The organism is Streptomyces pratensis (assembly GCF_016804005.1).
GTDB classification, from domain to species: Bacteria; Actinomycetota; Actinomycetes; order Streptomycetales; family Streptomycetaceae; genus Streptomyces; species Streptomyces pratensis_A.
This window is the reverse complement of sequence record NZ_CP051486.1, coordinates 1,096,008-1,118,795: the sequence shown is the minus strand read 5'-3', so window position 1 is coordinate 1,118,795 and position 22,788 is coordinate 1,096,008. Positions and strand designations below refer to the sequence as shown.

23 protein-coding genes and 1 pseudogene are annotated in these 22,788 nt (G+C 69.6%); 5 read left to right on the top strand and 19 right to left on the bottom strand.

The features are described 5' to 3' along the window. The first annotated feature begins 99 nt into the window (after positions 1 to 99). Both HED23_RS05015 and HED23_RS05010 read left to right on the top strand, forming a co-directional pair. A complete protein-coding gene (locus HED23_RS05015; RefSeq protein WP_203182213.1) occupies positions 100 to 951 on the top strand; it encodes a helix-turn-helix domain-containing protein in 852 nt (283 codons plus the stop codon). Between the two features lie 11 nt (positions 952 to 962). Then, positions 963 to 1,154 carry a hypothetical protein gene (locus HED23_RS05010; RefSeq protein ID WP_203182212.1) on the top strand — a complete coding sequence of 64 codons (192 nt, stop codon included), beginning with the start codon at positions 963 to 965 and terminating at the stop codon, positions 1,152 to 1,154. 117 nt (positions 1,155 to 1,271) lie between these two features. Here the strand turns inward: HED23_RS05010 and HED23_RS05005 are convergent, their stop codons facing one another. The 14 genes and pseudogenes from HED23_RS05005 to HED23_RS04940 all read right to left on the bottom strand — a co-directional run bounded on the left by HED23_RS05005 (position 1,272) and on the right by HED23_RS04940 (position 11,920). Continuing rightward, on the bottom strand, positions 1,272 to 1,559 hold the full coding sequence (locus HED23_RS05005; protein WP_203182211.1) for a hypothetical protein: 288 nt from the start codon (positions 1,557 to 1,559) through the stop codon (positions 1,272 to 1,274). Positions 1,560 to 2,042: 483 nt separating this feature from the next. Continuing rightward, the gene (locus HED23_RS05000) at positions 2,043 to 2,207 is read right to left on the bottom strand and encodes a hypothetical protein (protein ID WP_203182210.1); all 165 of its coding nucleotides are present in this window, start codon (positions 2,205 to 2,207) and stop codon (positions 2,043 to 2,045) included. Between the two features lie 38 nt (positions 2,208 to 2,245). Continuing rightward, complete coding sequence (locus tag HED23_RS04995; protein WP_203187362.1) at positions 2,246 to 2,896, bottom strand: OmpA family protein; 651 nt, start codon at positions 2,894 to 2,896, stop codon at positions 2,246 to 2,248. An 8-nt stretch (positions 2,897 to 2,904) separates the two neighbouring features. Then, positions 2,905 to 3,519 carry a hypothetical protein gene (locus tag HED23_RS04990; protein WP_238441846.1) on the bottom strand — a complete coding sequence of 205 codons (615 nt, stop codon included), beginning with the start codon at positions 3,517 to 3,519 and terminating at the stop codon, positions 2,905 to 2,907. Continuing rightward, a pseudogene (locus HED23_RS04985) lies at positions 3,519 to 4,127 on the bottom strand (pilus assembly protein TadG-related protein); the annotation flags it as partial. The pseudogene HED23_RS04985 and the gene HED23_RS04990, both read right to left, overlap by 1 nt. Before the next feature lie 38 nt (positions 4,128 to 4,165). Next, the gene (locus HED23_RS04980) at positions 4,166 to 4,393 is read right to left on the bottom strand and encodes a hypothetical protein (RefSeq protein ID WP_203182208.1); all 228 of its coding nucleotides are present in this window, start codon (positions 4,391 to 4,393) and stop codon (positions 4,166 to 4,168) included. A 537-nt stretch (positions 4,394 to 4,930) separates the two neighbouring features. Beyond that, the gene (locus HED23_RS04975) at positions 4,931 to 5,818 is read right to left on the bottom strand and encodes a DUF5936 domain-containing protein (protein WP_203182207.1); all 888 of its coding nucleotides are present in this window, start codon (positions 5,816 to 5,818) and stop codon (positions 4,931 to 4,933) included. Positions 5,819 to 5,831: 13 nt separating this feature from the next. Continuing rightward, positions 5,832 to 6,767 (bottom strand): type II secretion system F family protein, encoded by a 936-nt coding sequence (locus HED23_RS04970; protein ID WP_203182206.1) that lies wholly within the window; start codon positions 6,765 to 6,767, stop codon positions 5,832 to 5,834. Positions 6,768 to 6,777: 10 nt separating this feature from the next. Beyond that, complete coding sequence (locus HED23_RS04965; protein WP_203182205.1) at positions 6,778 to 8,115, bottom strand: CpaF family protein; 1,338 nt, start codon at positions 8,113 to 8,115, stop codon at positions 6,778 to 6,780. 31 nt (positions 8,116 to 8,146) lie between these two features. Further along, entirely contained in the window at positions 8,147 to 8,554 is a 408-nt protein-coding gene (locus HED23_RS04960; RefSeq protein ID WP_203182204.1) for a TadE/TadG family type IV pilus assembly protein, read from the bottom strand. A gap of 6 nt (positions 8,555 to 8,560) precedes the next feature. Further along, on the bottom strand, positions 8,561 to 8,896 hold the full coding sequence (locus HED23_RS04955; protein WP_238441845.1) for a pilus assembly protein: 336 nt from the start codon (positions 8,894 to 8,896) through the stop codon (positions 8,561 to 8,563). Positions 8,897 to 8,982: 86 nt separating this feature from the next. Continuing rightward, a complete protein-coding gene (locus tag HED23_RS04950) occupies positions 8,983 to 10,257 on the bottom strand; it encodes an AAA family ATPase (protein ID WP_203182203.1) in 1,275 nt (424 codons plus the stop codon). A gap of 7 nt (positions 10,258 to 10,264) precedes the next feature. After that, positions 10,265 to 10,969, bottom strand: coding sequence for a Flp pilus assembly protein CpaB (cpaB, locus tag HED23_RS04945; protein WP_203182202.1), 705 nt, complete (start codon positions 10,967 to 10,969; stop codon positions 10,265 to 10,267). 84 nt (positions 10,970 to 11,053) lie between these two features. After that, the gene (locus HED23_RS04940) at positions 11,054 to 11,920 is read right to left on the bottom strand and encodes a hypothetical protein (RefSeq protein ID WP_203182201.1); all 867 of its coding nucleotides are present in this window, start codon (positions 11,918 to 11,920) and stop codon (positions 11,054 to 11,056) included. A 559-nt stretch (positions 11,921 to 12,479) separates the two neighbouring features. On the opposite strand from HED23_RS04940, the gene HED23_RS04935 reads away from it, so the two are divergent. Then, on the top strand, positions 12,480 to 14,213 hold the full coding sequence (locus HED23_RS04935; protein WP_203182200.1) for a chitinase: 1,734 nt from the start codon (positions 12,480 to 12,482) through the stop codon (positions 14,211 to 14,213). A gap of 75 nt (positions 14,214 to 14,288) precedes the next feature. Here HED23_RS04935 and HED23_RS04930 read toward each other — a convergent pair whose 3' ends face one another. The 5 genes from HED23_RS04930 to HED23_RS04910 all read right to left on the bottom strand — a co-directional run bounded on the left by HED23_RS04930 (position 14,289) and on the right by HED23_RS04910 (position 19,669). Next, positions 14,289 to 15,593, bottom strand: coding sequence for an Nramp family divalent metal transporter (locus HED23_RS04930; RefSeq protein WP_203182199.1), 1,305 nt, complete (start codon positions 15,591 to 15,593; stop codon positions 14,289 to 14,291). A 218-nt stretch (positions 15,594 to 15,811) separates the two neighbouring features. After that, positions 15,812 to 17,284 (bottom strand): GntP family permease, encoded by a 1,473-nt coding sequence (locus HED23_RS04925; protein ID WP_203182198.1) that lies wholly within the window; start codon positions 17,282 to 17,284, stop codon positions 15,812 to 15,814. A gap of 154 nt (positions 17,285 to 17,438) precedes the next feature. Further along, positions 17,439 to 17,849, bottom strand: coding sequence for a RidA family protein (locus HED23_RS04920; protein ID WP_203182197.1), 411 nt, complete (start codon positions 17,847 to 17,849; stop codon positions 17,439 to 17,441). Positions 17,850 to 17,855: 6 nt separating this feature from the next. Then, entirely contained in the window at positions 17,856 to 18,614 is a 759-nt protein-coding gene (locus HED23_RS04915; protein WP_203182196.1) for an IclR family transcriptional regulator, read from the bottom strand. Further along, the gene (locus HED23_RS04910) at positions 18,611 to 19,669 is read right to left on the bottom strand and encodes a sugar kinase (protein WP_203182195.1); all 1,059 of its coding nucleotides are present in this window, start codon (positions 19,667 to 19,669) and stop codon (positions 18,611 to 18,613) included. The genes HED23_RS04915 and HED23_RS04910 overlap by 4 nt, the downstream gene beginning before the upstream one ends. 138 nt (positions 19,670 to 19,807) lie before the next feature. Between HED23_RS04910 and HED23_RS04905 the strand changes: the two genes are divergently transcribed. Then, positions 19,808 to 21,109, top strand: coding sequence for an alanine racemase (locus HED23_RS04905; protein WP_203182194.1), 1,302 nt, complete (start codon positions 19,808 to 19,810; stop codon positions 21,107 to 21,109). Positions 21,110 to 21,149: 40 nt separating this feature from the next. Next, positions 21,150 to 22,772 carry an N-acyl-D-amino-acid deacylase family protein gene (locus HED23_RS04900; protein ID WP_203182193.1) on the top strand — a complete coding sequence of 541 codons (1,623 nt, stop codon included), beginning with the start codon at positions 21,150 to 21,152 and terminating at the stop codon, positions 22,770 to 22,772. Positions 22,773 to 22,788 lie beyond the last annotated feature (16 nt).

Genomic DNA, 22,788 nt, shown 5'->3' with positions numbered 1-22,788 from the left:
GGCAAAATTGCCCTCTTGCGGAAGGAAGTGCACCCTTTCGTGGATGCGCCCCGGATACACGCGGCAGACTGCCGGTGACCGCACGCGGAGAGGAACGGCATGGCAGCGAGGACGTCCCCCACCGAACGCCAGAAGCGACTTGGGGCGGAGCTGCGGAGAATGCGCACGTCAGCCGGCGTATCGGCCGAGTCCGCGGCCGGGCTCCTCGGCGTCGACCGTGGCAAGATCTCGAACATCGAGTCGGGTACTCGGCCCATCAGCCCGGACCGACTGCGCACCCTGGCCCACAACTGCGGCTGTCCCGACGCAAAGTACGTTGACGCCCTGGTCGAGATGGCACAGCCCCGCAGCCGAGGCTGGTGGGAGAAGTACCGGGACGCGCTGCCCCAGGGGCTCCTCGACATCGCGGAGTTGGAGGCCCACGCGCTGCGGATGCGGGCGGCCTACGCGATGCACATGCCTGGCCTTCTGCAGACGACCGACCACGCCCTGGCTCTGTTCCGAGTGGTCATTCCCCAGCTGCCGGAACGGGAGATCGCCCTGCGGCTGGCCCACCGCGTGGAGCGTCAAGCCGTGCTCGACGGTGACGCACCCCCCTCGTACACCGCCATCGTCCACGAGGCCGCTCTGCGGATGCAGTTCGGCGGACGTTCCGTGGCACGGGCCCAGCTGGGGAACCTGCTGGAGAAGTCCGAGCAGCCCAACATGAGGCTGCTGGTCGTCCCCTTCGTCGCGGGGGCATTCCCCGGTGCCGGGCAGACGGTGTTGTACGCGGACGGCGCGGTGCCAGGGCTGGACACCGTGCAGATCGACAACTCGCACGGCCCGGTGTTCGTCTGTTCGGAGACCCAACTGGCGAAGTACCGGGCTCACCTGGACTGGATGGAGCGGATCGCCCTGCCACCTCGTGAATCGCGGGACTTCATCCGCGCCATCGCCCACCAACTCTGAGGAGAAGACCCATGCCAGACGTCCAGTGGGAAGAGCCGTTCTGCGGTGAAGGAAATTCCTGCTTCCGGATAGGGACCGACACGCAAGGCAACGGCTACGTCGCCCTCGTGGGGGCGGAGGATCGTTACCTCACCGACAGCCGCGAGGCCCTCCAGCAGATGATCCGGGACATCAAGGCCGGCAAGGCCGATCACCTGCTGTAGGCGACGCCCGTGCTCCCCTCGGCCGGACGCCTGCGACGGCTCAGGAGCTGCCAGGCGCCCAGGACCAGCGCCGTCCCGGTGCCGATTCCGCGGTCGTTCTTCCCCCGAACCAGTTCGCTAGGCGGCCTGGGCCGTACCGAGGCCGACTCCTACGGGGGCGCCCCTGTAGCCGATGCTCTTGTCGGAGACCGGGCCTCGCGCCGTGTTGTACAGCGCGAGGCGCAGGCCTTTGACGGTGAAGGACGTGCCGTCCGTGGGGCCGTTGGCCAGCTGGGCCCGCAGGAAGAGCTGCTGGCCCCAGGCGACCGGCACCTTGTAGAAGCGGCTGTCGCCTGGCTGCAGGTCGTCCCGCCAGGTGCCCTCGTCGACGGCTGCCGCGTCGTTGAAGCCCGTGCCGCCGCTCACCTTCTGCGGAGTGTCGTCGGGCGGGGACGGCGCCTTCGAGCTCCAGGACGTCGGCGCCTGGGGGGTCGGCCGTACCGGGCTTGAGTCCCGGTTCCGCCATGTAGGTCAGCTCGATCGGCCACTCGGCTCCGCCGCCGGTCTTCGTACCCACCCGTGTCACGGTGTAGAGGTAGTCCCCGGCCTGCTGGCAGGCACCCGCGTCCTTCTTGATGCGACGTGACGCGTAGCCGGCGATCGGACGGGTGGTGTCATCGCCGAAGTACGCGGCCGGACTCGAACCGCACGGGGTGCCGGTGGCCGAGGTCAGGTCGACCTGGATTCCGTCGAGGATGCCGGTGCCGGTGCCGGGGGCGGGGCGAGCACCGTGGAGACGAACGCGTTGGAGGTGTCGTCCAGCCGGACCCGGTAGTACTTCTTCTGCCCCGGGCCGATGGTGTCCGAGTAGACCTTCGCCCGTTCCAGCCGGGGCCCGTCCGCGCTCGACTACGTACCGGTGACGTACACGGAGCCCTGCGCAGGCCGGTAAGAGGCGGCGCCTCCCGGGGCATCGTCCGCGCGCGGGCCCGCCGCCACGGTGCCCGTCAGCAGCACCACACAGAGTGCTGCCGCCACCCCGGCGGCAGCACCGGCTACGGGCCTCGACTGCATTTCGCTCCTACCGTCCGGCGCTGGAAATCTGTGCCTACTTAAGACGCGCCGTCGCGCTGGAAGGTGACCTCGACGCGGCGGTTCTTCTTACGGCCCTCTTCGGTCGTGTTGTCGGCGATCGGGTAGTCCTCCCCGTAGCCGCGGATCTCGAAGGTGACGTTCGGGAGCCCCGGGGAGAGCACTCCGGACACGGCATCGGCCCGCTGCTTGGAGAGGACATCACCGTGGGCCTCGGAGCCGAGGTCGTCGGTGAACCCGAAGACACGGACCTTGGTCGCCTTCTGGTTCTTGATCTCCTGGGCGATCGCAGTGATGCGGGCATTGGCCTCACCGCTCAGCTTCGCGCTGTCCTTGCCGAAGAGCACCTCGGCCTGGAGGGCGAAGGTGATGTCCACGTTGGTGTCCTCGCGGCGCTCCTCACCGCCCAGGTCCTCGACGACGGACTTGATGTCGAGCACACGGATGTCCCCAAGGGTCGCACCGTCCCCGAGCATCAGACCGGGCGCGTTCGGGTCGACCTCGACTGGCGGCGAGGCGGAGGGAACGGCGGTGGGGTTGTCGTCGGCCGTTGCGGGGGTGGCTCCCCAGAGCGTCGAGGTGCTGAGGACCATCGCCGCAGCGGCGGACAGCCCGACGCGGCATCGGAGCGCGCTTCGGGGTGTGGCTCGTGTGGGGGCAGGTGGCTGCATTACGGTCATCACCCCGAGATCTTGATCGTCGCGGTGGGCATGGTGGGGATCTGGAAGTCGACGTCGGTGACCTCTGCCGGAGGGGCGGGGAACTGTGCGAAGAATGGTGCTTCCCCTCCCTGCGCGAGCCCATCAAACTTGGTACACAGGCAGCGGCCGTCAGTGTCACGGAGAATCAGGTAGCGCTTCTTCCCTGACTGGTCTACCAACGTCGCGCCAGCCATTGACGCTCCGTTACCCACCACCTCCTGTTCAGTTCCCTGCCACCCAGCGGCGGTCCAGATCTGCTGAGATCCGTTCTTCACCCGCCCCTTGACCGTGATGAACCCGCCGGACTCGCGCTCGGCCGAGCTGACAATGACCTCTACACCGTCCTTGCCCTTGATCGTGGCCAGCACCTGGTTTTCGTCCGTCGCTTCGGGCTCTGGGGCCTCATTCTTCTGGCTGTCGGAGGAGGTGGAGGATTCCTTGGGCTTGCCCTCCGACTTGTCCGAACCTCCGTCGCCGCCACATGCCGTCAGCACGACAGCCATGGCTGCAGAGGCAGCCGCCACAGCGGCCCCCTTGAAGCGAATCCGGGTCATGGCTGCACGCATCGGCGTGGTCCTCTCGATGTCGTTCATCACTTGTCGGCCAGGTGGACGGAGAACAGGTCTGCCAGGTCCGGCAGCAGGTGGAGGTTCTTGGGGTCGATATCGAAGTCCAAGTCTTCGTCATCGCAGACGGCTTTGTACGCCTTCCGCTCCTCGGACTCGTCCGTGTCGTCGTCATCCGTCGGAGGGCTCGGCGCGGGACGTGTGTCCTCTTCGATACGACAGCGCGGTTCGATCACCGCTCGTGCGGTTGCCTTGGCCTGAGTCGTCGTCGTACTGGCGATCACCGAGTCGCCGACGGGCTTGTTCGTCTCGACCGTGACGGTGTACGAGACCTCTGGCCAATCGACCGCGTGGCAGTCCCCAGTCCCACTCAGGTGGGCATCGTTCTCGGCAGCCAGCCTGGCGGCTGCGTCACAGGAGCCCGAGAGAGCTCCCTGCCCATTCAGCAGGTCGTCCCACTCGTCCAGGTTGAAGACTTCCGGCCAGCTCAGTTGGTCGCGCGCGTCCATCGCCGCCGCGAGCGCTGCGGCATCTGCGGCGGTCTGGGCCTCGTTCTTCTTCATCGAAGCCTGGCCGACGGCGAAGTAGGCGAACGCAAGGAAGAGCAGGCCTGCCACCACCATGATGTAAATGGGAAAGGCCTGCCCTACCTCACGAGCCTGCGCTGCTGTCCTTAACCACCCGTGATCTTGCCGATCTGCGTGGTGAGAGCCGTTGAGATCGCGTTGCCGAGGTTCGTCGTCATCAGCACCAAAATGATCGCCACAACCACCACGATGATGCCCAGATACTCCACCGAGCTCTGCCCCCGGTCCCGGTCCGCCCGAGCCTTCAGGCGCTCGACGGACGTGTTCGCCCAGACCTTGGCATTGACGGACGCCTTCAGCATCAGCTTGCTCATGGTGTTCCCCTCCGGGTTCGGCCGGCCGGTTGCCGGCCGATGCATAAGACTCTGTGGCGCCGCGCCCGTTTCCGGCTTCCTCCAAGCCGGTGCCGTTTGCGACGTATGAAACGTTAAGGCGGATACCCCGCCCGCCGCAGGCCCTCCGGTCCCAAAGTCGGGCCCAGAAAGCGCGTTGGCCCGATCGCGTCGGCCTCGGCCCGGTTCGCGTCGCCGCGTTCGTGCCTGACCTCCCCCGTTCAGCCATGGCGATCCGTCCCTCGCGCCCCAAGCCCCGATACCCGCGCCGTACCGCGTCGGCAGGCCATCGGTTCGCTGAGTTCCATGACCTCCGCCTCCCTAGAACTGACGCTGGTCTCGCACCCGTTGGGGATGCTTACCCCGGTATGGATTCCTTCAGCCGAAGACTGTGCCACAACAGGTTGCAGTCGCGAAAGAGTCCCTCCCCCTGCATGTGACGGGGACGGGTTTCGGTGCGGTGACGCGGGCTCGGCTGCCCGGCCGCCCCTGGGCGGGAACTTCGTCGTCGACACTCGCTCACTCCCCCGTCAGGGATCCGAAATCGGTGCCGGATCCGAGCAGCATGGCGGCACCCATGAGGATCACGGTCGCGGGGATCATGAAGGTGGTGACCATCAGGGTCGCCTTGGGGACGGCCTTGGCCGCTCTGCGCCGGGCGTTCTGCGCGTCGGTGCGGCGCATGTCATTTGCGATGGCGATGAGGGTGTCGACGATCGGTGCGCCGAGTTCCTCGCCCTGCTGGAGTGCGGTGACGAACATGGCGACCTGTTCGGAGTCGTTGCGCCTGCGCAGTTCGTCGAAGGCATTGCGGCGGCTGATGCCCATGTCCATCTGGCGCAGGGTGATGCGCAGTTCGTCGGCCCAGGGGCCTGTGTACTTCTCCGACACCCGGTCCAGTGCCTGCCGGAAACCGAGTCCGGCGGAGACGACGACGGCGAGGACGTCCAGGAAGTCGGGAAGCGTGCGGTCGATGTCGTCCCTGCGTTTGCGGATGGCGGCCCAGATGCCGACCTCGCCCCAGAAGAGGCCGAAGGCGATCATCAGGAGCGCCATGAAGAACTGGCCGCCGGCGAGCATCGCGAAGGCCGCGAAGGCGCCGAGGCCGCCGTACACGGCTCGGCGGGCGGCGTAGCGGTCGATGGTGAGGCCGTCGGGGTTGCCCGCCATATCGATCTTGTGGCGTTTCGCGCTGACCTTCTTCGGCCCCATCAGCCGCAGAACCAGCGGCGCCCAGCGCATTCCGAGCCGGTCGAGGCCGGAGCCCACCGCCGTGGTGCGGGTCGAGCCCACTTCCAGGGCCAGGGCGAGGTCGCTGGGGAGGGTGGCCTCGGCGCGGTACATCCGTACGCCCTTGAAGACGCCGAGGACACTGAGGCCGACGACGAGAGCGAGCAGCAGTTCCATATCGGTCCCCTCCTCAGATATCGATCTTGGAAATGCGGCGGATGGCGATGAACCCGACGGTGTAGAGGCCGAGCGAGACGACGACGGCGGCCTGTCCGAGGAACGTTCCCGTCATCCTGTCGAGTGCTCCGGGGAGGATCGAGTTGATGAGGAGCATCGCGCCTACGCCGATCGCGGGGACGGCGTACGCGGTGGCGGTGATCTGCGAGAGCTGGGTGCGGACCTCGCGCCGGGTCTCCTTGCGCTCCTCCAGGGTGATGGTGAGGTTGCGCAGCGAGGAGACCACTTGGCCGCCGGCCCGGTTGGAGAGGATCAGGGTGGCGACGAGGACGACCAGTTCGCGGGAGGGCAGTCGGGTGGCGAGCTCGTCCAGCGCGTCGTCGAGTGTACGGCCCACGCCCAGCTGGTCGGCGACGATGCGGAGTTCGTCGCCCGCCGGCGCTTCGAGTTCGTCGGCGGCCATGGCGATGGAGGTACGCAGGGAGAGCCCGGCCTGGGTGGCGTTGGCCAGCACCCTGGAGATCTCCGGCAGCTGGCTGATGAAGGCTTCGGTGCGCTTGGTGCGGTGCCAGTTCAGGAAGGTGTCGGCAGCCCAGAGCCCGGCGAGTCCGGCGAGCGGGCCGAAGAACGAGGCAAGGACGGAGGCCGCGATCAGCCAGACGGCCGCCACCCCGGCCACGACGTAGAGGAAGTACTCGCCCGGAGTGACGTCGAGGCCGGTGGCCGCGAGCTTCAGCTCGATCCTCTTGCCCAGTCTCGTGCGGCGCAGCCGGCGGTCGACCCCCCGGAAGCGGCGCTGCGGACCCATCTCGATCCGGTCGGTCGCGGAGAGCCGGTCGACGAGGGCTTCGCGCTGGGCCTTGCCCGAGGTGTAGGCGTGCAGACCCAGGACGGCGAGTACGCAGCACAGCAGCGTGACGCCGAGGGTGAGCGGTGCGAGGTTGTCCATGTCGGGGTACCTATCTGGCCTCTCGGGTGGCGAGGTATTCGTCTGACGGGGCGACCCCGAAGGCCTGGGGGATCGGCTGTCCGGCCATGTAGAGCCGGTCGGCGATGCGACGCGGGAGCGGGAGGGCCTGGAAGTCGCCGTGGATCCGGCCGTCGGTGTCCATCGGCCGGGCGTCGAACCGGGCGACGGTGACGATCCTGTACGGGTCACGGCCGTGCGAGTCGAGCACCGCGATCTCGGTGACCCTCCTGCTGCCGTCGGCGTGCCGGGTCAGCTGGACGATCACGTCCACGGCGCTGTTGATCTGGTCGTGCAGGGCCTCGAAGGGGATCTTGATCTCGGACATCGAGGCGAGGGTCTGAAGCCGCATCAGAGCGTCCTCGGCGCTGTTGGCGTGGACGGTGGCCAGCGAACCGTCGTGGCCGGTCGACATCGCCTGGAGCATGTCGAGCGATTCGCCGCCCCGGACCTCACCGACGACGATCCGGTCGGGGCGCATGCGCAGGGAGTTGCGGACCAGGTCGCGGATGGTGATCTGGCCCTTCCCCTCCACGTTCGGGGGACGCGACTCCAGCCGGATCACGTGCTTCTGCTGGAGCTGGAGTTCGGCGGAGTCCTCGATGGTGACGATCCGCTCGCCCTCGGGGATGAGCCCGGAGAGCGCGTTGAGCAGCGTGGTCTTCCCGGTGCCGGTGGCGCCGGAGACGATCACGTTGAACTTCGCCTGGACGAGTCCGGCGAGCAGCAGCAGCATGTGCTGGTCCAGCGAGCCGAAGCCGATCATCTCCTGGAGCGAGAAGGACCGGGGGAAGCGCCGGATGGTGAGCGTCGCGCCGGTGAGCGAAAGTGGCGGGATGATGACGTTGACGCGTTCTCCGCTGGGGAGGCGGGCGTCGACCATCGGATTGGCTTCGTCCACCCGCCGGTTGACGGTGGAGACGATGCGCTCGATGGTCTGCATCAGCTGTTCGTGGCTGGCGAAGCGCAGGGGGAGCTGCTCGACCCTGCCCGCCCGTTCGACGTAGATCTGGTCGGGTCCGTTGACCATGATCTCCGTGATGGAGGCGTCCTCCAGGAGCGGTTCGAGGACGCCGAGCCCGAGTGCCTCGTCGACGACGCGCCGGATGAGCTGGGCGCGTTCGAGGGTGGAGAGGACCGGGCCCTCACGGCTGATGATGTGGCCCAGGACGCGTTCGAGCCGGGCGCGGCGGTCCGCCGTGGCCAGAGAGGACATCTCCGCGAGGTCGATCTCCTCGAGGAGCTTCGCGCGGTACGTCGCGACCAGGTGGCCGTCCTCCCGTCCCCCTCCGCGCTCCTCGGGGGCGGTGATGCGTGCCCGCAGGCTCATGGGTGGTACTCCTCGGATGGGATGGGGGCGCCTAGTCGCGCGGCATGGTGGCGGACTTCTCGACCGTCCGGTCACCGAGCAGGCCGAGCAGGATGTCCGGGATCCTGACGGTGACCGTGACCGTGACGGCGTCGCCGCCCGCGGGCGGCGAGATCCGGGACCGCTCGGCGACCCAGCCGGTCATGGACGCCCTCCCGACCTGCGCGTAGGACCCGGACACGTCCTCCTGCGCGGCGGTACGCGCGGCGGCTCTGGCCGCGGTGCCCGCCTGCTGGGCGGTGTAGGCGATCAGGCCGAGCTGGATGCCGGCGAGGCCGATGAGGATGAGGACGGGGAGGAAGCCGAGGTACTCGATGGCGGTCGAGCCGCGGTCCCTGACCCTGGTCCTGGCCCGTCCCGGTCTCCGTCCGGCCGCGCAGGGGATGCGTACGGGTGCCATGACGCGTCACTCCCCTTCCGCGGCCGCGCCGGCCGTTGCCGTGACGGGGATGGGAAGACTGGCGAAGCCGGGGAAGAGCGCGGGTGCTTCCAGCGTGACGGTGGTCCTGAACACGTCGCTTCCCGGTTCGCATGCGACGGTCAGGGAGTCCTCCCAGGCGCCCGGGAGCCGTTCGAGCACGGCGGCCCGGCAGCTGGTCGCGCTGTCCCCGACCGCTGCGCGTACGCCTTCGTCCGCCGCCCCGCTCGCCAGTGTGAACGTGTAGCCCACCAGGACCGCCTGCCAGAGCAGCACCAGGGTCACCAGGATGATGGGCACCATCCCGGTGAACTCGACGCTCATCTGCCCGCGGTCGCGTCTCAGCCGTGTCCGTATGCGGTCGCGTCTCAGCCGTGTCCGTATGCGGCCGGGTTCTCCCGCGTCGCTCGTCACTGCCGGCCTCCCCCGCTGGTCGTGCCGCCCTTGCGCTTACGGTCCCCGATCGAGCCCCGGTCGCCGCGCGGCATGCCGCCGCGCGCCTCCGCCCCCCGCGGGGGCTTCACGAGTCCGAGCTCTCCAGCCAGGGCCCAGAGGGCCTGCTTCACGGTGGAGCGTGGGTCCAGCTCGTGCATCCGGCCTGAATCCACGACGCCCTGGAGCTCCTTGAAGTTCGCCGGGACCGCCGTGCCCGCCATCCGGGTCCCGGTGATCCGCTGGATCAGGGCGGGCTGGATCTCCGTGTTGCGGTTGAAGCGGTTGACGAGGATCACCGTCTCCTCGGCCTTGCGGACCTGGAGCCGGTCCCACAGCCGCACGATGCGTTTGGCGCCCCGCACGGCGACGACGTCGGGCGTCGTCACCAGCACGGCAGCGTCGGCCATCTCGACCGCCGCGGCGTTGGCCCCGTTCATCTGGCTTCCGCAGTCGATGACGACGATCTCGTAGCGCGAGCGCAGCGCGCTGACGATCTGGCGCGCGGACCGGTCACTGACCTCTTCGCCGCGTTCGCCCTCCCCGGGCGCCAGCAGCAGCGCCAGGCCGGTGGTGTGGGAGAACACGGCGTCGGAGAGGACGCGCGGTGATATGTCGGTGATGGCCGCGAGGTCGACGACGGAACGCCGGAACTGCACGTCGAGGTAGGCGGCGATGTCACCGGTCTGGAGGTCCAGGTCGACGAGCGCGGCGGTGTGCCCGGAGGCCTGTGCGGCCAGGGCCAGCTGTACGGCGGTGACGGTCGTCCCGACCCCGCCCTTGGCCCCGGTCACCGTGACGACCGTGCCTCCGGGGCCGGTGAACACGTCGCCGCCCGCCCCGAGGTGGCGTCGTACGCCGGTGGACCACTGCGCGGCAGCCTGCACCCGGTTGGCGAGCTCCTCGTAGCTCAGGGGGAGGGTGCCCAGGCCTCGCGCTCCCGCGTCCATGGCCGCGGCGAAGAGGCCCGGGCTCGCGTCGGCGGTGATCAGCACGACACCCACGGCGGGGAAGCGCAGGGACACCTCCCGGATCAGCTCCAGGGCGGGCACAGGGCCGATGCCCTCGTGGACCAGGACGACCTCGGGCAGTTCCTCGACGGACTCGCCGGCGAGGCGGGCGAGGGTGTCGATGAGCTGCGTCGAGTCGCCGACCGGAGCGGCGGGCTCCGCGTCGGGGAGCTGGCTGAGCAGGGTGGTCACGGACCTGGCCGCGTCGGGGTCACCGACCGCCGGGAGGATTCTGGTGGTCATCCGATCCTCACTTGTCCTTGTCGAGCGTGTAGGTCCTGTCGCCAGGGCGGATGGTGCTGTCGCTGCCGGGGGCGATCAGTGCGAGACGCACGTGCTGGGCGAAGGACTCCGCGTACGCGACGCGCTGGGTGTCGAGCGTGTTGAGCGCGAAGGTGATCGGGACGGCCTCGGTCGCCTGGTTCCTGTCGTCCTTCCTCGGTTCCAGGGCGGTCAGTTCGCCGACGTCGAGGACCTTCGCGTTGGAGACGATGACCTTGGACTGGGAGGCCTCACCCTCCCGCTCGCTCGCGAACGTGGCGTAGATGTTGACCTTGTCGTTCGGCCGGATCTTGCCCGCGACTCCCGTCGCGGCGTCGATCATGATGGCGATCTCCTGCTCGCCCGGCTTCAGCTCCGGGCTCCTCACCATCATGTCGGACTGCATCAGGGAACCCTTCTGCAGCTCGGTGACGGCGATCTTGCCGTCGATCTCGTCGATCTCCGTGACGGCGTTGTCCGACAGCCAGCGTTTCGGCATGGAGACCTTCTCGAACTGCCCGGCGGTCAGGTCCGTGTACGGGGCCACGTTCTCCTTGAGCCGGTAGGCGTCGACCTCGGGCCCTACCTTCGAGTTGACGTCGCTGATCACCGAGAGCACCCCGGCGAAGGCACCGAAGGCGCACAGGACCGACAGGAGCAGGAGTATCACGCCGCGGCGCTGGCGGGAGTTCATGGGCCGGACAACCTCGTTCGATTCGGATGCGTGGAGGGGCGGGCGGAAAGGGATGCGCGGTGTCCGCGGAGAGCCCCGGGCATGCTAGGTGCTCGGCGGCGCGGCCGCGCCGAGGCTCAGGACACCCGGGGAGCGCATTCGGTTCTCCGGCGGTGCCAGCGGGGAGGAACAGAACCCGCAGCGGTCGCCGATGAGCTCCATTCCGCACCAGTGGCAGCTTTCCCGGCGCACGGAGGAAACGAGCTGGTAGATCACCGAGACGTCCGGAAGGAAGGAGGCGAATTCCACCAGCTTCCCGGTGCCCCACCAGCGTGGCGATCCGGAAGGCAGCGCACACTCCCCGATGGCCTGTACCCCCCATGCCGGGGCCAGGGTCTGCTGTACCCATTCCGACGACAACTGCCCTTTGGCGACCAGCAGTTGGGTGGCGAACGGCGGACCGGTCGGCAGTTCGGCCGAGGGGCCGATCCTGATCAGCTGAGGACTGGGTCCGGCGAGCACTGCGAACTGGGATCCCGGCAGCCAGGACTTGGCGTGGGTCTTGAGGCTGACGGGGACCCTGTCGAGCCTGGCCACCGAGTTCAGCAGGGCTCCGGCGTAGATGTAGTGGGCGAGCAGCCGGGCCGCCGACGCCACCACTCCCGGGCTGAAATCGCAGATGGAGAGCTGGCGCAGCTGCCGCACGAGGACGGCCACACCGAGTGGGGGCAGGTCCGTCCTCAGCAGGGCGATGCGGTCGCTCTCCAGGACCGAACGGATGGCGTGCAGTCTGCGTTCGTGTGCGGGGCTGATGCCGGCGGGATAGACGGCGATCACATAACCGTGCTGCTCCAGGAGCAGGTTCATGTCACCGATCGCGAGGTCGAGGGGCTGGGCTTCGGGTGCCTGCAGCAGGGCCGCCGTGGGTGTCTGCTGATCGGTCGGCGGTAGCACGAGATCAGCACTGGTCACTGCTATTGCGGTCGGCACGCTCTTCCCCGTTCCGGCTCCGGCCGTCGTCGGGGGGACTCCGGCCGCAATCGCTCCTGCTCCGCGCTTCTTCCCCAGCACTTTAGCCACGTCGGACCAGGCAGAGAACAGATATCGGAACCCGGTACCAAGACGGTACGGCACAGGCGTTCGCTACGCCTCCGTACGAAATCGGACGAAGGCAAGCTCGTTAACTCCTGCACCACTGCGCAGAGTTACCCCGGCCCACCGGGTTTGAAATCCGGTGGAATTCATCCGCCCACGTCAGCCCGGATTGCGGCCGCTTTCCCCGCACCTCCGCGATATCCACTCCGTCACGCTCGACGCCTTCCGGCCAAGTCACCCGTGCGAGTGGGCCCGCGCGAGCGGGAGCCGTCACTCGAAGGTGAGCGCGCCCCCTTGTCCCGCCCTCCCGACGCACCCGCCGTACGCATCAGGGGCGCCAGAGGTCTTGACAACTTGATTGGTCTGGACCAGTTTATCGGCCAACGGTGGCCACCGTTCCCGCCAGCACCCCCAACTCGCCCACCGGAGGCAGCAAGTGGAACGCTCCGCAGGCAGCAGCAGGCACAGAAGACGCCGGGTCCGGCCGCTCCTCGGCGGGGCCGTCGCCGGCCTCGCAGCCGGCGCGCTGGCCGTCACCGGGCTCGTCGGCACCGCCCAGGCAGCCGACGTCAACGTGGCCAAGAACGCCGGATTCGAGTCAGGGCTCGCCAACTGGACCTGTTCCGGCGGCAGCGGAGCGACGGTCTCCTCCCCCGTGCACGGCGGCACATCCGCGCTCAAGGCCACTCCGGCCGGGCAGGACAACGCCAAGTGCACGCAGACCGTCGCCGTGAAGCCCAACTCGACCTATGCGCTGAGCTCCTGGGTCCAGGGTGGTTACGCCTACATCGGAGTCGGCGGCACGGGCACGACCGACGTCTCCACCTGGTCGCCCGGGTCCAGCAGCTGGACCCAGCTGAGGACCAGCTTCACCACCGGCCCCTCCACCACCTCCGTGACCGTCTACACCCACGGCTGGTACGGCCAGGCCGCCTACTTCGCGGACGACGTCCAGGTGACCGGGCCGGACGGCGGCGGTGGCACGGACCCGGAGCCGGCGATCCCCGGATCCCCCGCCGGGCTGACCGTAGGCACGACCACATCCTCCTCCGTCGCCCTCACGTGGAACGCGGTCTCCGGCGCCACCGGCTACACCGTCTACCGGAACGGCACGAAGGCGACCACCTCCACCGGCACCTCCGCGACGGTGACCGGTCTCGCGGCGGACACCGCGTACCAGTTCTCCGTCAGCGCGACGAACGCCGCCGGTGAGTCCGTCAGGTCGGCGACCGTCAGCGGACGTACGGCGAAGGCCACCGACCCGGGCCCCGGCCCGGTGACGTCGGTCCCCAAGCACGCGGTGACCGGCTACTGGCAGAACTTCGACAACGGCGCCACCGTCCAGAAGCTCAGCGACGTCCCGGCCGACTACGACATCATCGCGGTGTCCTTCGCGGACGCCACGGCCACGCCCGGCGCCGTCACCTTCAACCTGGACTCGGCGGGGCTGAACGGCTACACCGTCGACCAGTTCAAGGCCGACATCAAGGCCAAGCAGGCCGCCGGCAAGAACGTCATCATCTCCGTCGGCGGCGAGAAGGGGTCCGTCGCCGTCAACAGCGACGCCTCCGCCACCGCCTTCGCGAACTCGGTGTACGCGCTCATCCAGGAGTACGGCTTCAACGGTGTCGACATCGACCTGGAGAACGGCCTCAACTCCACCTACATGACGAAGGCCCTGCGCTCCCTGTCGTCGAAGGCGGGCTCCGGCCTCGTCATCACGATGGCCCCGCAGACCATCGACATGCAGTCGACGTCCGGTGAGTACTTCAAGACGGCGCTCAACATCAAGGACATCCTGACCGTCGTGAACATGCAGTACTACAACAGTGGTTCGATGCTGGGCTGCGACGGCAAGGTCTACTCGCAGGGCTCGGTGGACTTCCTCACCGCGCTCGCCTGCATCCAGCTGGAAGGCGGCCTCGCCCCGTCCCAGGTCGGCCTCGGCGTCCCCGCCTCCACGCGCGGCGCCGGCAGCGGCTATGTCGCCCCGTCCGTCGTGAACGCGGCACTCGACTGCCTGGCCAAGGGCACAAGCTGCGGCTCCTTCAAGCCGTCCAGGACCTACCCGGACCTGCGCGGCGCGATGACCTGGTCCACGAACTGGGACGCCACGGCGGGCAACGCCTGGTCCAAGGCGGTCGGCCCGCACGTCCACGGCCTGCCGTAACACCGGGGCCCCTACGGTCCAGCAGCGCCGCCGCTCCCCCGGCGGCGCTGCTGCGTGTCCTCGGACGCGCGGACGTCACCAGGGCAGGTCGATCACCTGCTTGACGCACAGCACGATGAACAGCAGCCCCGCGGCGCCGAGCATCCCGTTGCTCAGCCAGCCGTTGCGCCATTCCCTCGGCGTGCGGGAGGAGTTGAGCAGCCACAGCAGGGTCAGGGCCAGGAACGGCATGAAGAACGCGCCCAGGACCCCGTAGCCGATGACCAGCCCGAAGGGCTCGTCCAGCCACAGCAGCGTCATCGGCGGGAACGTCAGCCAGAGCAGGTACGCGCGGAAGGGCACGGACCGCTCCTGCCGGCTCACGGTCTCACGGGTCGCCTTCTCCTCGCCCGTGACGCCGCGAGCGGCCCGGATCCGCTCCACGAAGTCGGCGAACATCAGGCTCACGCCGTGCCACACGCCGATGAGCGACGAGAACGAGGCTGCGAAGAACCCGACCAGGAAGAGCTTGGCGGTGCCCGCCCCGAAGCGGTCCTCCAGGATGTCACCGAGGTCGATCAGCCCCTGGTCGCCCTTCGTCAGCGCGATCTGCGAGGAGTGCAGCAGCTCCGCGCCGACGATGAGCATCGCGACGACGAAGATGCCGGTCGTGATGTAGGCGACCCGGTTGTCGATCCGCATCACCTTCATCCAGGAGGTGTCGGACCATCCCTTGGCGTTGACCCAGTACCCGTACGCCGCCATGGTGATGGTGCCGCCGACCCCGCCGATCAGGCCGAGGGTGTAGACCAGCGAGCCGTCCGGGAGAACGGGGAGCAGGCCCGCGAAGGAGGCGCCGATGTCCGGCGACACCCTGATCGCGACGTAGACCACGACGACGAACATCACGCCGATCAGGACGGTCATGACCTTCTCGAAGACGGCGTACTGGTTGAACCAGACGAAGACCAGGCCGACCAGCCCGGTGATGATCGCCCAGGTCTTCAGGCCGGGCCCGTCGGGGAAGAGCGCCACGATGGGCAGGGCGCTGGAGGACATGGCCGTCGCGCCGTACACGAAGCCCCAGATGACGACGTAGACGGCGAAGTAGCCCGTGGTCCACCCGCCGAGGGTGCGCCACCCGTCGAAGAGGGTGCGGCCCGTCGCGAGGTGCCAGCGGCCCACGGCCTCCGCGAGGGAGATCTTGACGAGGCAGCCGATCACGGCCGCCCACATGAGGGTGTAGCCGAACTTGCTGCCCGCGATGAGCGTCGCGACCAGGTCCCCCGCTCCCACACCGGTGGCCGCGACGACGATGCCGGGCCCGATGTAGCGCCAGCTGGATTTACGCGGCCGGGAGCCGAGCTCCCCCGCCCCTGTGGTCTCGCTTGTCTCCGCCATGTCGATCAACGAAGCGCATCATGCCCGATCGCACAAGGGGGCGCGTCGCGCCTTTCGGGTCGGGCGCCTTTCGGGTCGGGCACCGCCTCGGTGTGCGCGCGTCACAGCCCGGTGCCGTCCCGTAGCCCCGGCTCTTCCCACGGGGCGGTGATCGGAAGGGCGCCGGGGGCTCGGCGCTGTCGGCCGAGCCCCCGGGTGCGGGGACGAGGACAACGGCCTCAGATCACCAGACTGAGCGCCGCGGCGACCACGAAGCCGGCGACCGAGAGGACCGTCTCCAGCACCGTCCAGGTCTTCAGGGTGTCGCGCTCGGATATGCCGAAGTACTTCGCGACCATCCAGAACCCGCCGTCGTTGACGTGCGAGGCGAAGATGGAGCCCGCCGAGATCGCCATGATGATCAGCGCGAGGTGGGCCTGCGACATGTCCTGGCCCTCGACGAGCGGGACGACGATGCCCGCGGTGGTGACGATCGCGACCGTCGCCGAGCCCTGTGCGACCCGCAGGACGACGGAGATCAGCCAGGCGAGCAGGATGACCGGCAGACCGACGTCGTTGAAGGTGTCGGCGAGCGCGTCCGCGATGCCGCTGCCCTTGAGCACCGCTCCGAAGATCCCGCCCGCGCCGACGACCAGCAGGATGTTGCCGACGGGCTTCAGCGAGGCCGTGGACACCGACTCCAGGGACTTGCGGGACCAGCCGCGCCGGATGCCCAGGAGGTAGTAGGCGAGGAACAGGGCGATCGTCAGCGCGACGAAGGGGTTGCCGAAGAACTCGATGACGGAGCGCAGGGTGGACGGGTCCAGCGCGATGGAGGAGAACGTCGCGGCCAGGATGAGGATCAGCGGGGTACCGATGATCGCGAGTACGGTGCCGAGCGCGACGGGCCGCTCGTGCGGGGTGACGCCCGCGGCGCGCTGCTCGGCGACGACCGCTGCCTTGGACTCCTCGGCCGCCTCGACCATGTCCTGCGGTACGTCGACGAAGACGCGCTTGCCGATCCAGGCGGCGTAGCCCCAGGCGGCGAGGACGGACGGGATGCCGACGACTGCGCCCATCAGGATGACCCAGCCGAGGGAGACGTTGAAGAGGCCCGCGGCGGCGACCGGACCGGGGTGCGGCGGCAGGAACGCGTGGGTCATCGAGAGCCCGGCCAGCAGGGGCATCGCGTACAGGACGACCGACTTGCCGGAGCGCTTCGCGGCGGCGTACACGATCGGCGCGAGGACGAAGATGCCGACGTCGAAGAAGACCGGGATACCGAAGATGAGGCCGGTGAGGCCCATGGCGAGCGGGGCGCGCTTCTCGCCGAAGAGATTCAGCAGGCGCGTGCTGAGGACCTCCGCGCCGCCGGACACCTCGAGGATCGCGCCGAGCATCGTGCCGAGGCCGATGATGATCGCGACGTGCCCGAGGATGCCGCCCATGCCGGATTCGATGACCGAGACGGCGGCTGACTTCTGGACCGTGCCGAAGAGTTCGGTGACGGAGAGACCGGCACCCAGGCCGACGGCTATGGATACGGCGAGCAGCGCGACGAACGGCTGCAGCCTGACCTTGATGATCAGGAAGAGCAGGAGCGCGATCCCGAGAGCGGCGACGGTCAGCAGACCGGGGGTCCCGCCGATCAGGAGCAGCAGTCCACCGGTGTGGGGTGGCGCCTCGGGGGCGGGGGCGGCGGCGAGCAGCATGAGCGGTCAACTCCGTTGGTGACGGGGCCCTTCGGGCAGGGGGGATCGCGGCACGGCGCCCCGTGCGGGAGGGGTGGGGCGCCGTGCCGTGGGGTGAGCGGTTCAGGGGAGCCGGCTCTCCGGCGGCGGATCGCCGGGCCGGCGGATCAGGTGATCAGCCGAGGACGGCGAGCGCGTCGATCTCGATGAGCAGCCCCTTGGGCAGGCCGACGTACACCGTCGTACGCGCGGAGGCGGGTGCCTTGAGGCCCTGCTCCTCGAAGTACTCGTTGTAGATCGAGTTCATCTCGGCGAAGTGGTCGACGTCCGTGAGGTAGACGCGCATCATCATCACGTCGTCCCAGCTCGCGCCGCCCTCCTCCAGGATCGCCTTGACGTTGGCGAAGGTCTGAAGGGTCTGCTCGCGGAGCGTCGGGCCGGCCGGGGTGGGGGCCTGGCCCTCGACGGCGGGCAGGAAGCCGACCTGACCGGCGACCTGGAGGATGTTCCCCTTCTTCACGCCGTGCGAGAACTTGGCGGGCGGGGCGGTGTGGGTGCTGGGGGTGAGGGCGGTCTTCTCGGTCATGGCGGTTCAGGCTTTCTTGGTGGGGGTGGTGCCGGAGTACTCCCGGCTGATGGTGTCCGCGGTGCGTCGCACCAGCGGGAGCAGGGTGAGGAGTTCCTCGGCCGTGACGACCACGTTCGGTGCGGACACCGACATGGCGGCGACGACGCGCCCGTCCGCGCCCCGGATGGGGGCGCCGACGCAGTTGATGGACTCCTCGTGGCCGCCGAGGTCGGTGGCCCAGCCCTGTTCGCGTACGACGGCGAGTTCCTTCAGGAACGCGCCGGCGTTCGGGACCGAACGGGACGTGTACATGGGGTAGTCGAGCCGTTCGGCGATCGCGCGCCTTTCGGGCTCGGTGAGGTCGGCCAGGAGCAGCTTGGCGACCGCGGCGACGGTGATCGCGACGGGTTTGCCGATCCTTGAGTACATCCGCACTGGGTAGCGGCTCTCGACCTTGTCGATGTAGAGGACCTCGTTCTCCTCGTAGACCGCGAGGTGGACGGTGTGCCCGCACTGTTCGTTGAGTGCGACGAGGTGGCTGTGCGCGATCTCGCGTACGTCGAGGTTCTCGACGGCTTCCTGCGCGAGGGCGAAGAGCCGGGCGCCGAGGCGGTAGCGCTGGTCCTCCTGGCGGTAGACGAGTCCGTGTTCGTGGAGCGTACGGAGCAGGCGCAGCGCCGTGGACTTGTGGACGCCGAGACGTATCGCGACCTGGCCGAGGTCGGCGGGGCCCTGGGCGAGCAGCGGCAGGATGCTCAGCGCGCGGTCGACGGTCTGGCTCATGTGACTCGTACCTCCTCGTTCGCCCCGGCGGCGGCTGTCCAGCCGGGGCCGAGACGAAGTGTGCCCCAGGCCTCGTCGTCCAGAGCGGCGAGCCTGTCGGCGTACGCGCGGGGCGGGGGGCCGGTGAGGTCGCCGGGGACGGTGAGGACGGCGGCGGCCATGAGGTGGCCGTGCCGGACGCGGTCGCGTACGGGCAGGTCGCGGAGGGTGGCGGAGAGGAACCCGGCGGCGAAGGCGTCCCCCGCGCCGACGGCGGCGACGACGTCGACGTGGAGGGAGGGAACGGTGGTGACGGTGTCCGTCTCCGGGCTGTCCCCGGTACGCGAGAAGACGGTGACGCCGTCCGAGCCCCGCTTGACGACCAGGACGTCCGGCTCCGGAAGGGCGGCGCGGATCGCTTCGGTGCCGTGGACGCCCCAGGCCTCCTCCGCCTCGTCCTCCCCGACGAAGACGAGGTCGCTGCGGCGGGCGAGGGCGAGCAGCACCTCGGGGCCGGCCTCGCCGTCGCGCCACAGGCCGGGGCGGTGGTTGACGTCGAAGGAGACCAGCGGGCGGCCGTCGCGGGGGGCGGTGAGGTCGTGGAGGAGTTCCAGGCAGTCGGCGGAGAGCGCGGCGGTGATGCCGGACAGGTGCAGGACGCGGGCGGAGAGGAGGTCGTCGTACGGGACGTTGTGCGGGGACATCGCGGAAGCCGCGGAGCCGGCCCGGTAGTACGCCACCTCGTGGGCGTCGGTGGCGCGGTCCGTAGCCGTGCGGAAGTAGATGCCGGTGGGGCGGCCCGGGTCGCGGCGTACGGCGGAGGTGTCGACGCCGTAGCCGGCGATCGTGTCGACGAGGTGGTCGCCGAAGCCGTCGGCTCCGACCCGGCCGACCCATTTCGCCCGGTGGCCCCCGGCGGCGAGCGCGCAGGCGACGTTGGACTCGGCGCCGCCGATGCCCCGGCCGAAGGACGGGACGTCGGCGAGGCGGCCCGGCTGTGAGGGCAGGAACGTCACCATGGACTCACCGAGGCAGACGACGTCCGCGGTGGCTGTCCTGGCTGCGTATCCGGACACTCTGGGCTCCTCAGGGTCGGCCGTGGGCGCCGGTGCTCACCATTGACCCGGCATCGGCTCGGATGTTAGACAGCGTTAAGCGATATGCGCAATGACCGTTGCAGACAATGCAACGGTCGAGTTCCCGAGGAGGATCCCTTGGCCGCCCAGCAGTCCGCCGAACAGTCCGTGACGGCCCTCTCGGGTGAAGTGGTCGACCACCGCTTCAAAGCGCTGCCGCCCGACGCGGAGGGGCTGACCGTCGGCGCCCTGGCGGCCGAGCGCCGCAATCTCTTCACCGGCGGTTTCACCACCCCGGTGCTGGCCCTGTCCGCCGAGTCGGTCGAGGCCAACCTGGCACTGCTGGAGACGTACGCGGAACGGCACGGCCTGGCGTTCGCCCCGCACGGCAAGACCTCGATGTCCCCGCAGCTCTTCGCCCGGCAGCTGGAGTACGGCGCGTGGGGCATCACCGCCGCCGTCCCCCACCAGGCCCGGGTGTACCGCGCCCACGGCATCCGGCGGATCTTCCTGGCCAACGAGCTCGTCGACGCGGTCGCGCTGCGCTGGCTGGCCGGCGAGCTGGACGCCGACCCGGACTTCGTCTTCGCCTGTTACGTCGACTCCGTGCGCGGGGTCGAGCTGATGGACGAGGCGCTGCGCGCCGCGGGGGCCGTGCGCCCCGTCGACGTCGTGGTGGAACTGGGAGCCGGCCTGACCGCCCGCACCGGCGCCCGTACGGAGGCCGACTGCGCGGCGGTCGCCGACGCGGTGGCCGCCGCTTCCACCCTGCGCCTGGTGGGCGTCGCCGGTTACGAGGGCGAGGTGCCGGACGCCTCCTCCGAGCGGGTGCGGGAGTGGCTGCGCCGGCTCGTCGCGCTGGCGGCGGACTTCGACGCCGCCGGACGCTTCGACGCGCTGGCCGACGGCGAGAAGATCCTGATCAGCGCGGGCGGCAGCGCGTGGTTCGACGCGGTCGCCGACGTCTTCGCCGGGATCCCCGCACTGAGCAGGCCCGCCCTCAAGCTGCTGCGCTCCGGCGCGTACGTCAGCCACGACGACGGGCACTACCGCCACCTCACCCCCTTCAACCGTGTTCCCGAGGAGGGTGCGCTCCAGCCCGCCTTCCGTCTCTGGGCACAGGTGGTCTCCCGTCCCACCCCCGAGCAGGCCTTCGTCAACGCCGGGAAGCGCGACGCCGCCTACGACCTGGACCTCCCCGAGGCACAGGTCGTCCGCTCCGCCCGCGACGGCTCGGTGCGGCCCTCCACCGGAATCACCGTCAGCGGGCTGTCCGACCAGCACGGCTGGGTCCGCACGGAGGCGGGCGCCGAGCTGGAGGTGGGCGACTGGATCGGCATGGGCCTCTCCCATCCCTGCACCTCGTTCGACAAGTGGCAGCTGATCCCGCTGGTGGAGGCGGACGGCACCGTCAGTGACTACATCCGCACCTTCTTCTGATCCCGGCGGAGCCCCTCCCCCACCCGAAAGGCGACATCCCATGGACCTGGTCATCCGCGACGCCCGAGTCGTCGACGGCACCGGTACCCCCTCCTACCGCGCCGACGTGGGCGTCACGGACGGCCGGATCACCGAGATCCGCCGGGAGGGCGGCGGCCCACGCCCGACCGCCGCCCGCACCCTGGACGCCGACGGCCTCGCGCTCTCGCCGGGCTTCATCGACATGCACGCGCACAGCGACCTCGCGCTGCTGCGCGACCCCGACCACAGCGCGAAGGCCGCCCAGGGCGTCACCCTGGAAGTCCTGGGCCAGGACGGCCTGTCGTACGCCCCCGCCGACGACCGCACCCTCGCCGAGGTCCGCCGCTCCATCGCCGGCTGGAACGGCGACGGCAGCGACATCGACTTCGACTGGCGCACCGTCGGCGGCTACCTGGACCGCCTCGACCGCAACTTCGGCGGCCAGGGCATCGCCGTCAACGCCGCCTACCTCATCCCGCAGGGCACGGTCCGGATGCTCGCCGTCGGCTGGGACGACCGCCCCGCCACGGACGCCGAGCTGGACCGCATGAAGGAGCTCGTCGCACAGGGCATGGCCGAGGGCGCGGTCGGTATGTCCTCGGGCCTGACCTACACCCCCGGGATGTACGCGAAGGACGCCGAACTCACCGAGCTGTGCCGGGTGGTCGCGGCGCACGACGGCTACTACTGCCCCCATCACCGCTCGTACGGCGCCGGAGCGCTCCAGGCGTACGAGGAGATGGTGCAGCTCACCCGCGATGCCGGATGTGCCCTCCATCTCGCCCACGCCACCATGAACTTCGGCGTGAACAAGGGCAAGGCCCCCGAGCTCCTGACCCTCCTGGACGAGGCCCTCGCGGCGGGCGCGGACATCTCCCTCGACACCTATCCGTACACACCCGGGTGCACGACCCTCGTGGCGATGCTGCCGAGCTGGTCGAGCGAGGGCGGTCCCGAGTCGATCCTGACCCGGCTCGCGGACGAGGAGACGGCGCAGCGGATCCGCCACCACGTGGAGGTCCTGGGATCCGACGGCTGCCACGGTGTCCCGATCGAGTGGGACTCGATAGAGATCTCCGGCGTCGGCAAACCCGAACTGTCCGGATACGTGGGCCGTACGGTCGCCGAGTCGGCGCGGCTGCGCGGCGAGGAGCCCTGGGTGACGGCCCGTCGGGTACTGGTCGAGGACAAGCTCGGCACGACGATCCTCCAGCACGTCGGCCACGAGGAGAACGTCCGGCAGATCATGGGCCACCGGGTGCACACCGGCGGCAGCGACGGCATCCTCCAGGGGGACAAGCCGCACCCTCGCGCGTACGGCACGTTCCCGCAGTACCTCGGGCGGTACGTACGGGAGCTGGGCATCCTCTCCCTGGAGGAGTGCGTCGCCCACCTCACGTCCCGGCCGGCCGCCCGTTTGCGCCTGCCGGACCGCGGGTACGTCCGCGAGGGTCACCGCGCGGACCTGGTCCTCTTCGACCCGGCCACGGTGGCGGCGGGGTCGACCTTCGACGAGCCGCGCACCCTCCCGGTGGGCATCCCGCACGTCCTGATCGACGGCCGCTTCGTCATCGAGGACGGCAGGCGGACGTCCACCCTGGCGGGCCGGTCGGTGCGGAGCACGGGCGGCACGCGGGGCTGAGGGGGACGCGGGGCGG

Excerpts from the sequence above, each read along its gene's own strand:
- HED23_RS05015 (WP_203182213.1), top strand. The coding sequence starts at position 100 with ATGGCAGCGAGGACGTCCCCCACCGAACGCCAGAAGCGACTTGGGGCG.
- HED23_RS05010 (WP_203182212.1), top strand. The coding sequence starts at position 963 with ATGCCAGACGTCCAGTGGGAAGAGCCGTTCTGCGGTGAAGGAAATTCC.
- HED23_RS05000 (WP_203182210.1), bottom strand. The coding sequence starts at position 2,207 with ATGCAGTCGAGGCCCGTAGCCGGTGCTGCCGCCGGGGTGGCGGCAGCA.
- HED23_RS04995 (WP_203187362.1), bottom strand. The coding sequence starts at position 2,896 with ATGCAGCCACCTGCCCCCACACGAGCCACACCCCGAAGCGCGCTCCGA.
- HED23_RS04990 (WP_238441846.1), bottom strand. The coding sequence starts at position 3,519 with ATGAACGACATCGAGAGGACCACGCCGATGCGTGCAGCCATGACCCGG.
- HED23_RS04980 (WP_203182208.1), bottom strand. The coding sequence starts at position 4,393 with ATGAGCAAGCTGATGCTGAAGGCGTCCGTCAATGCCAAGGTCTGGGCG.
- HED23_RS04975 (WP_203182207.1), bottom strand. The coding sequence starts at position 5,818 with ATGGAACTGCTGCTCGCTCTCGTCGTCGGCCTCAGTGTCCTCGGCGTC.
- HED23_RS04970 (WP_203182206.1), bottom strand. The coding sequence starts at position 6,767 with ATGGACAACCTCGCACCGCTCACCCTCGGCGTCACGCTGCTGTGCTGC.
- HED23_RS04965 (WP_203182205.1), bottom strand. The coding sequence starts at position 8,115 with ATGAGCCTGCGGGCACGCATCACCGCCCCCGAGGAGCGCGGAGGGGGA.
- HED23_RS04960 (WP_203182204.1), bottom strand. The coding sequence starts at position 8,554 with ATGGCACCCGTACGCATCCCCTGCGCGGCCGGACGGAGACCGGGACGG.
- HED23_RS04955 (WP_238441845.1), bottom strand. The coding sequence starts at position 8,896 with ATGAGCGTCGAGTTCACCGGGATGGTGCCCATCATCCTGGTGACCCTG.
- HED23_RS04950 (WP_203182203.1), bottom strand. The coding sequence starts at position 10,257 with ATGACCACCAGAATCCTCCCGGCGGTCGGTGACCCCGACGCGGCCAGG.
- cpaB (WP_203182202.1), bottom strand. The coding sequence starts at position 10,969 with ATGAACTCCCGCCAGCGCCGCGGCGTGATACTCCTGCTCCTGTCGGTC.
- HED23_RS04930 (WP_203182199.1), bottom strand. The coding sequence starts at position 15,593 with ATGGCGGAGACAAGCGAGACCACAGGGGCGGGGGAGCTCGGCTCCCGG.
- HED23_RS04925 (WP_203182198.1), bottom strand. The coding sequence starts at position 17,284 with ATGCTGCTCGCCGCCGCCCCCGCCCCCGAGGCGCCACCCCACACCGGT.
- HED23_RS04920 (WP_203182197.1), bottom strand. The coding sequence starts at position 17,849 with ATGACCGAGAAGACCGCCCTCACCCCCAGCACCCACACCGCCCCGCCC.
- HED23_RS04915 (WP_203182196.1), bottom strand. The coding sequence starts at position 18,614 with ATGAGCCAGACCGTCGACCGCGCGCTGAGCATCCTGCCGCTGCTCGCC.
- HED23_RS04900 (WP_203182193.1), top strand. The coding sequence starts at position 21,150 with ATGGACCTGGTCATCCGCGACGCCCGAGTCGTCGACGGCACCGGTACC.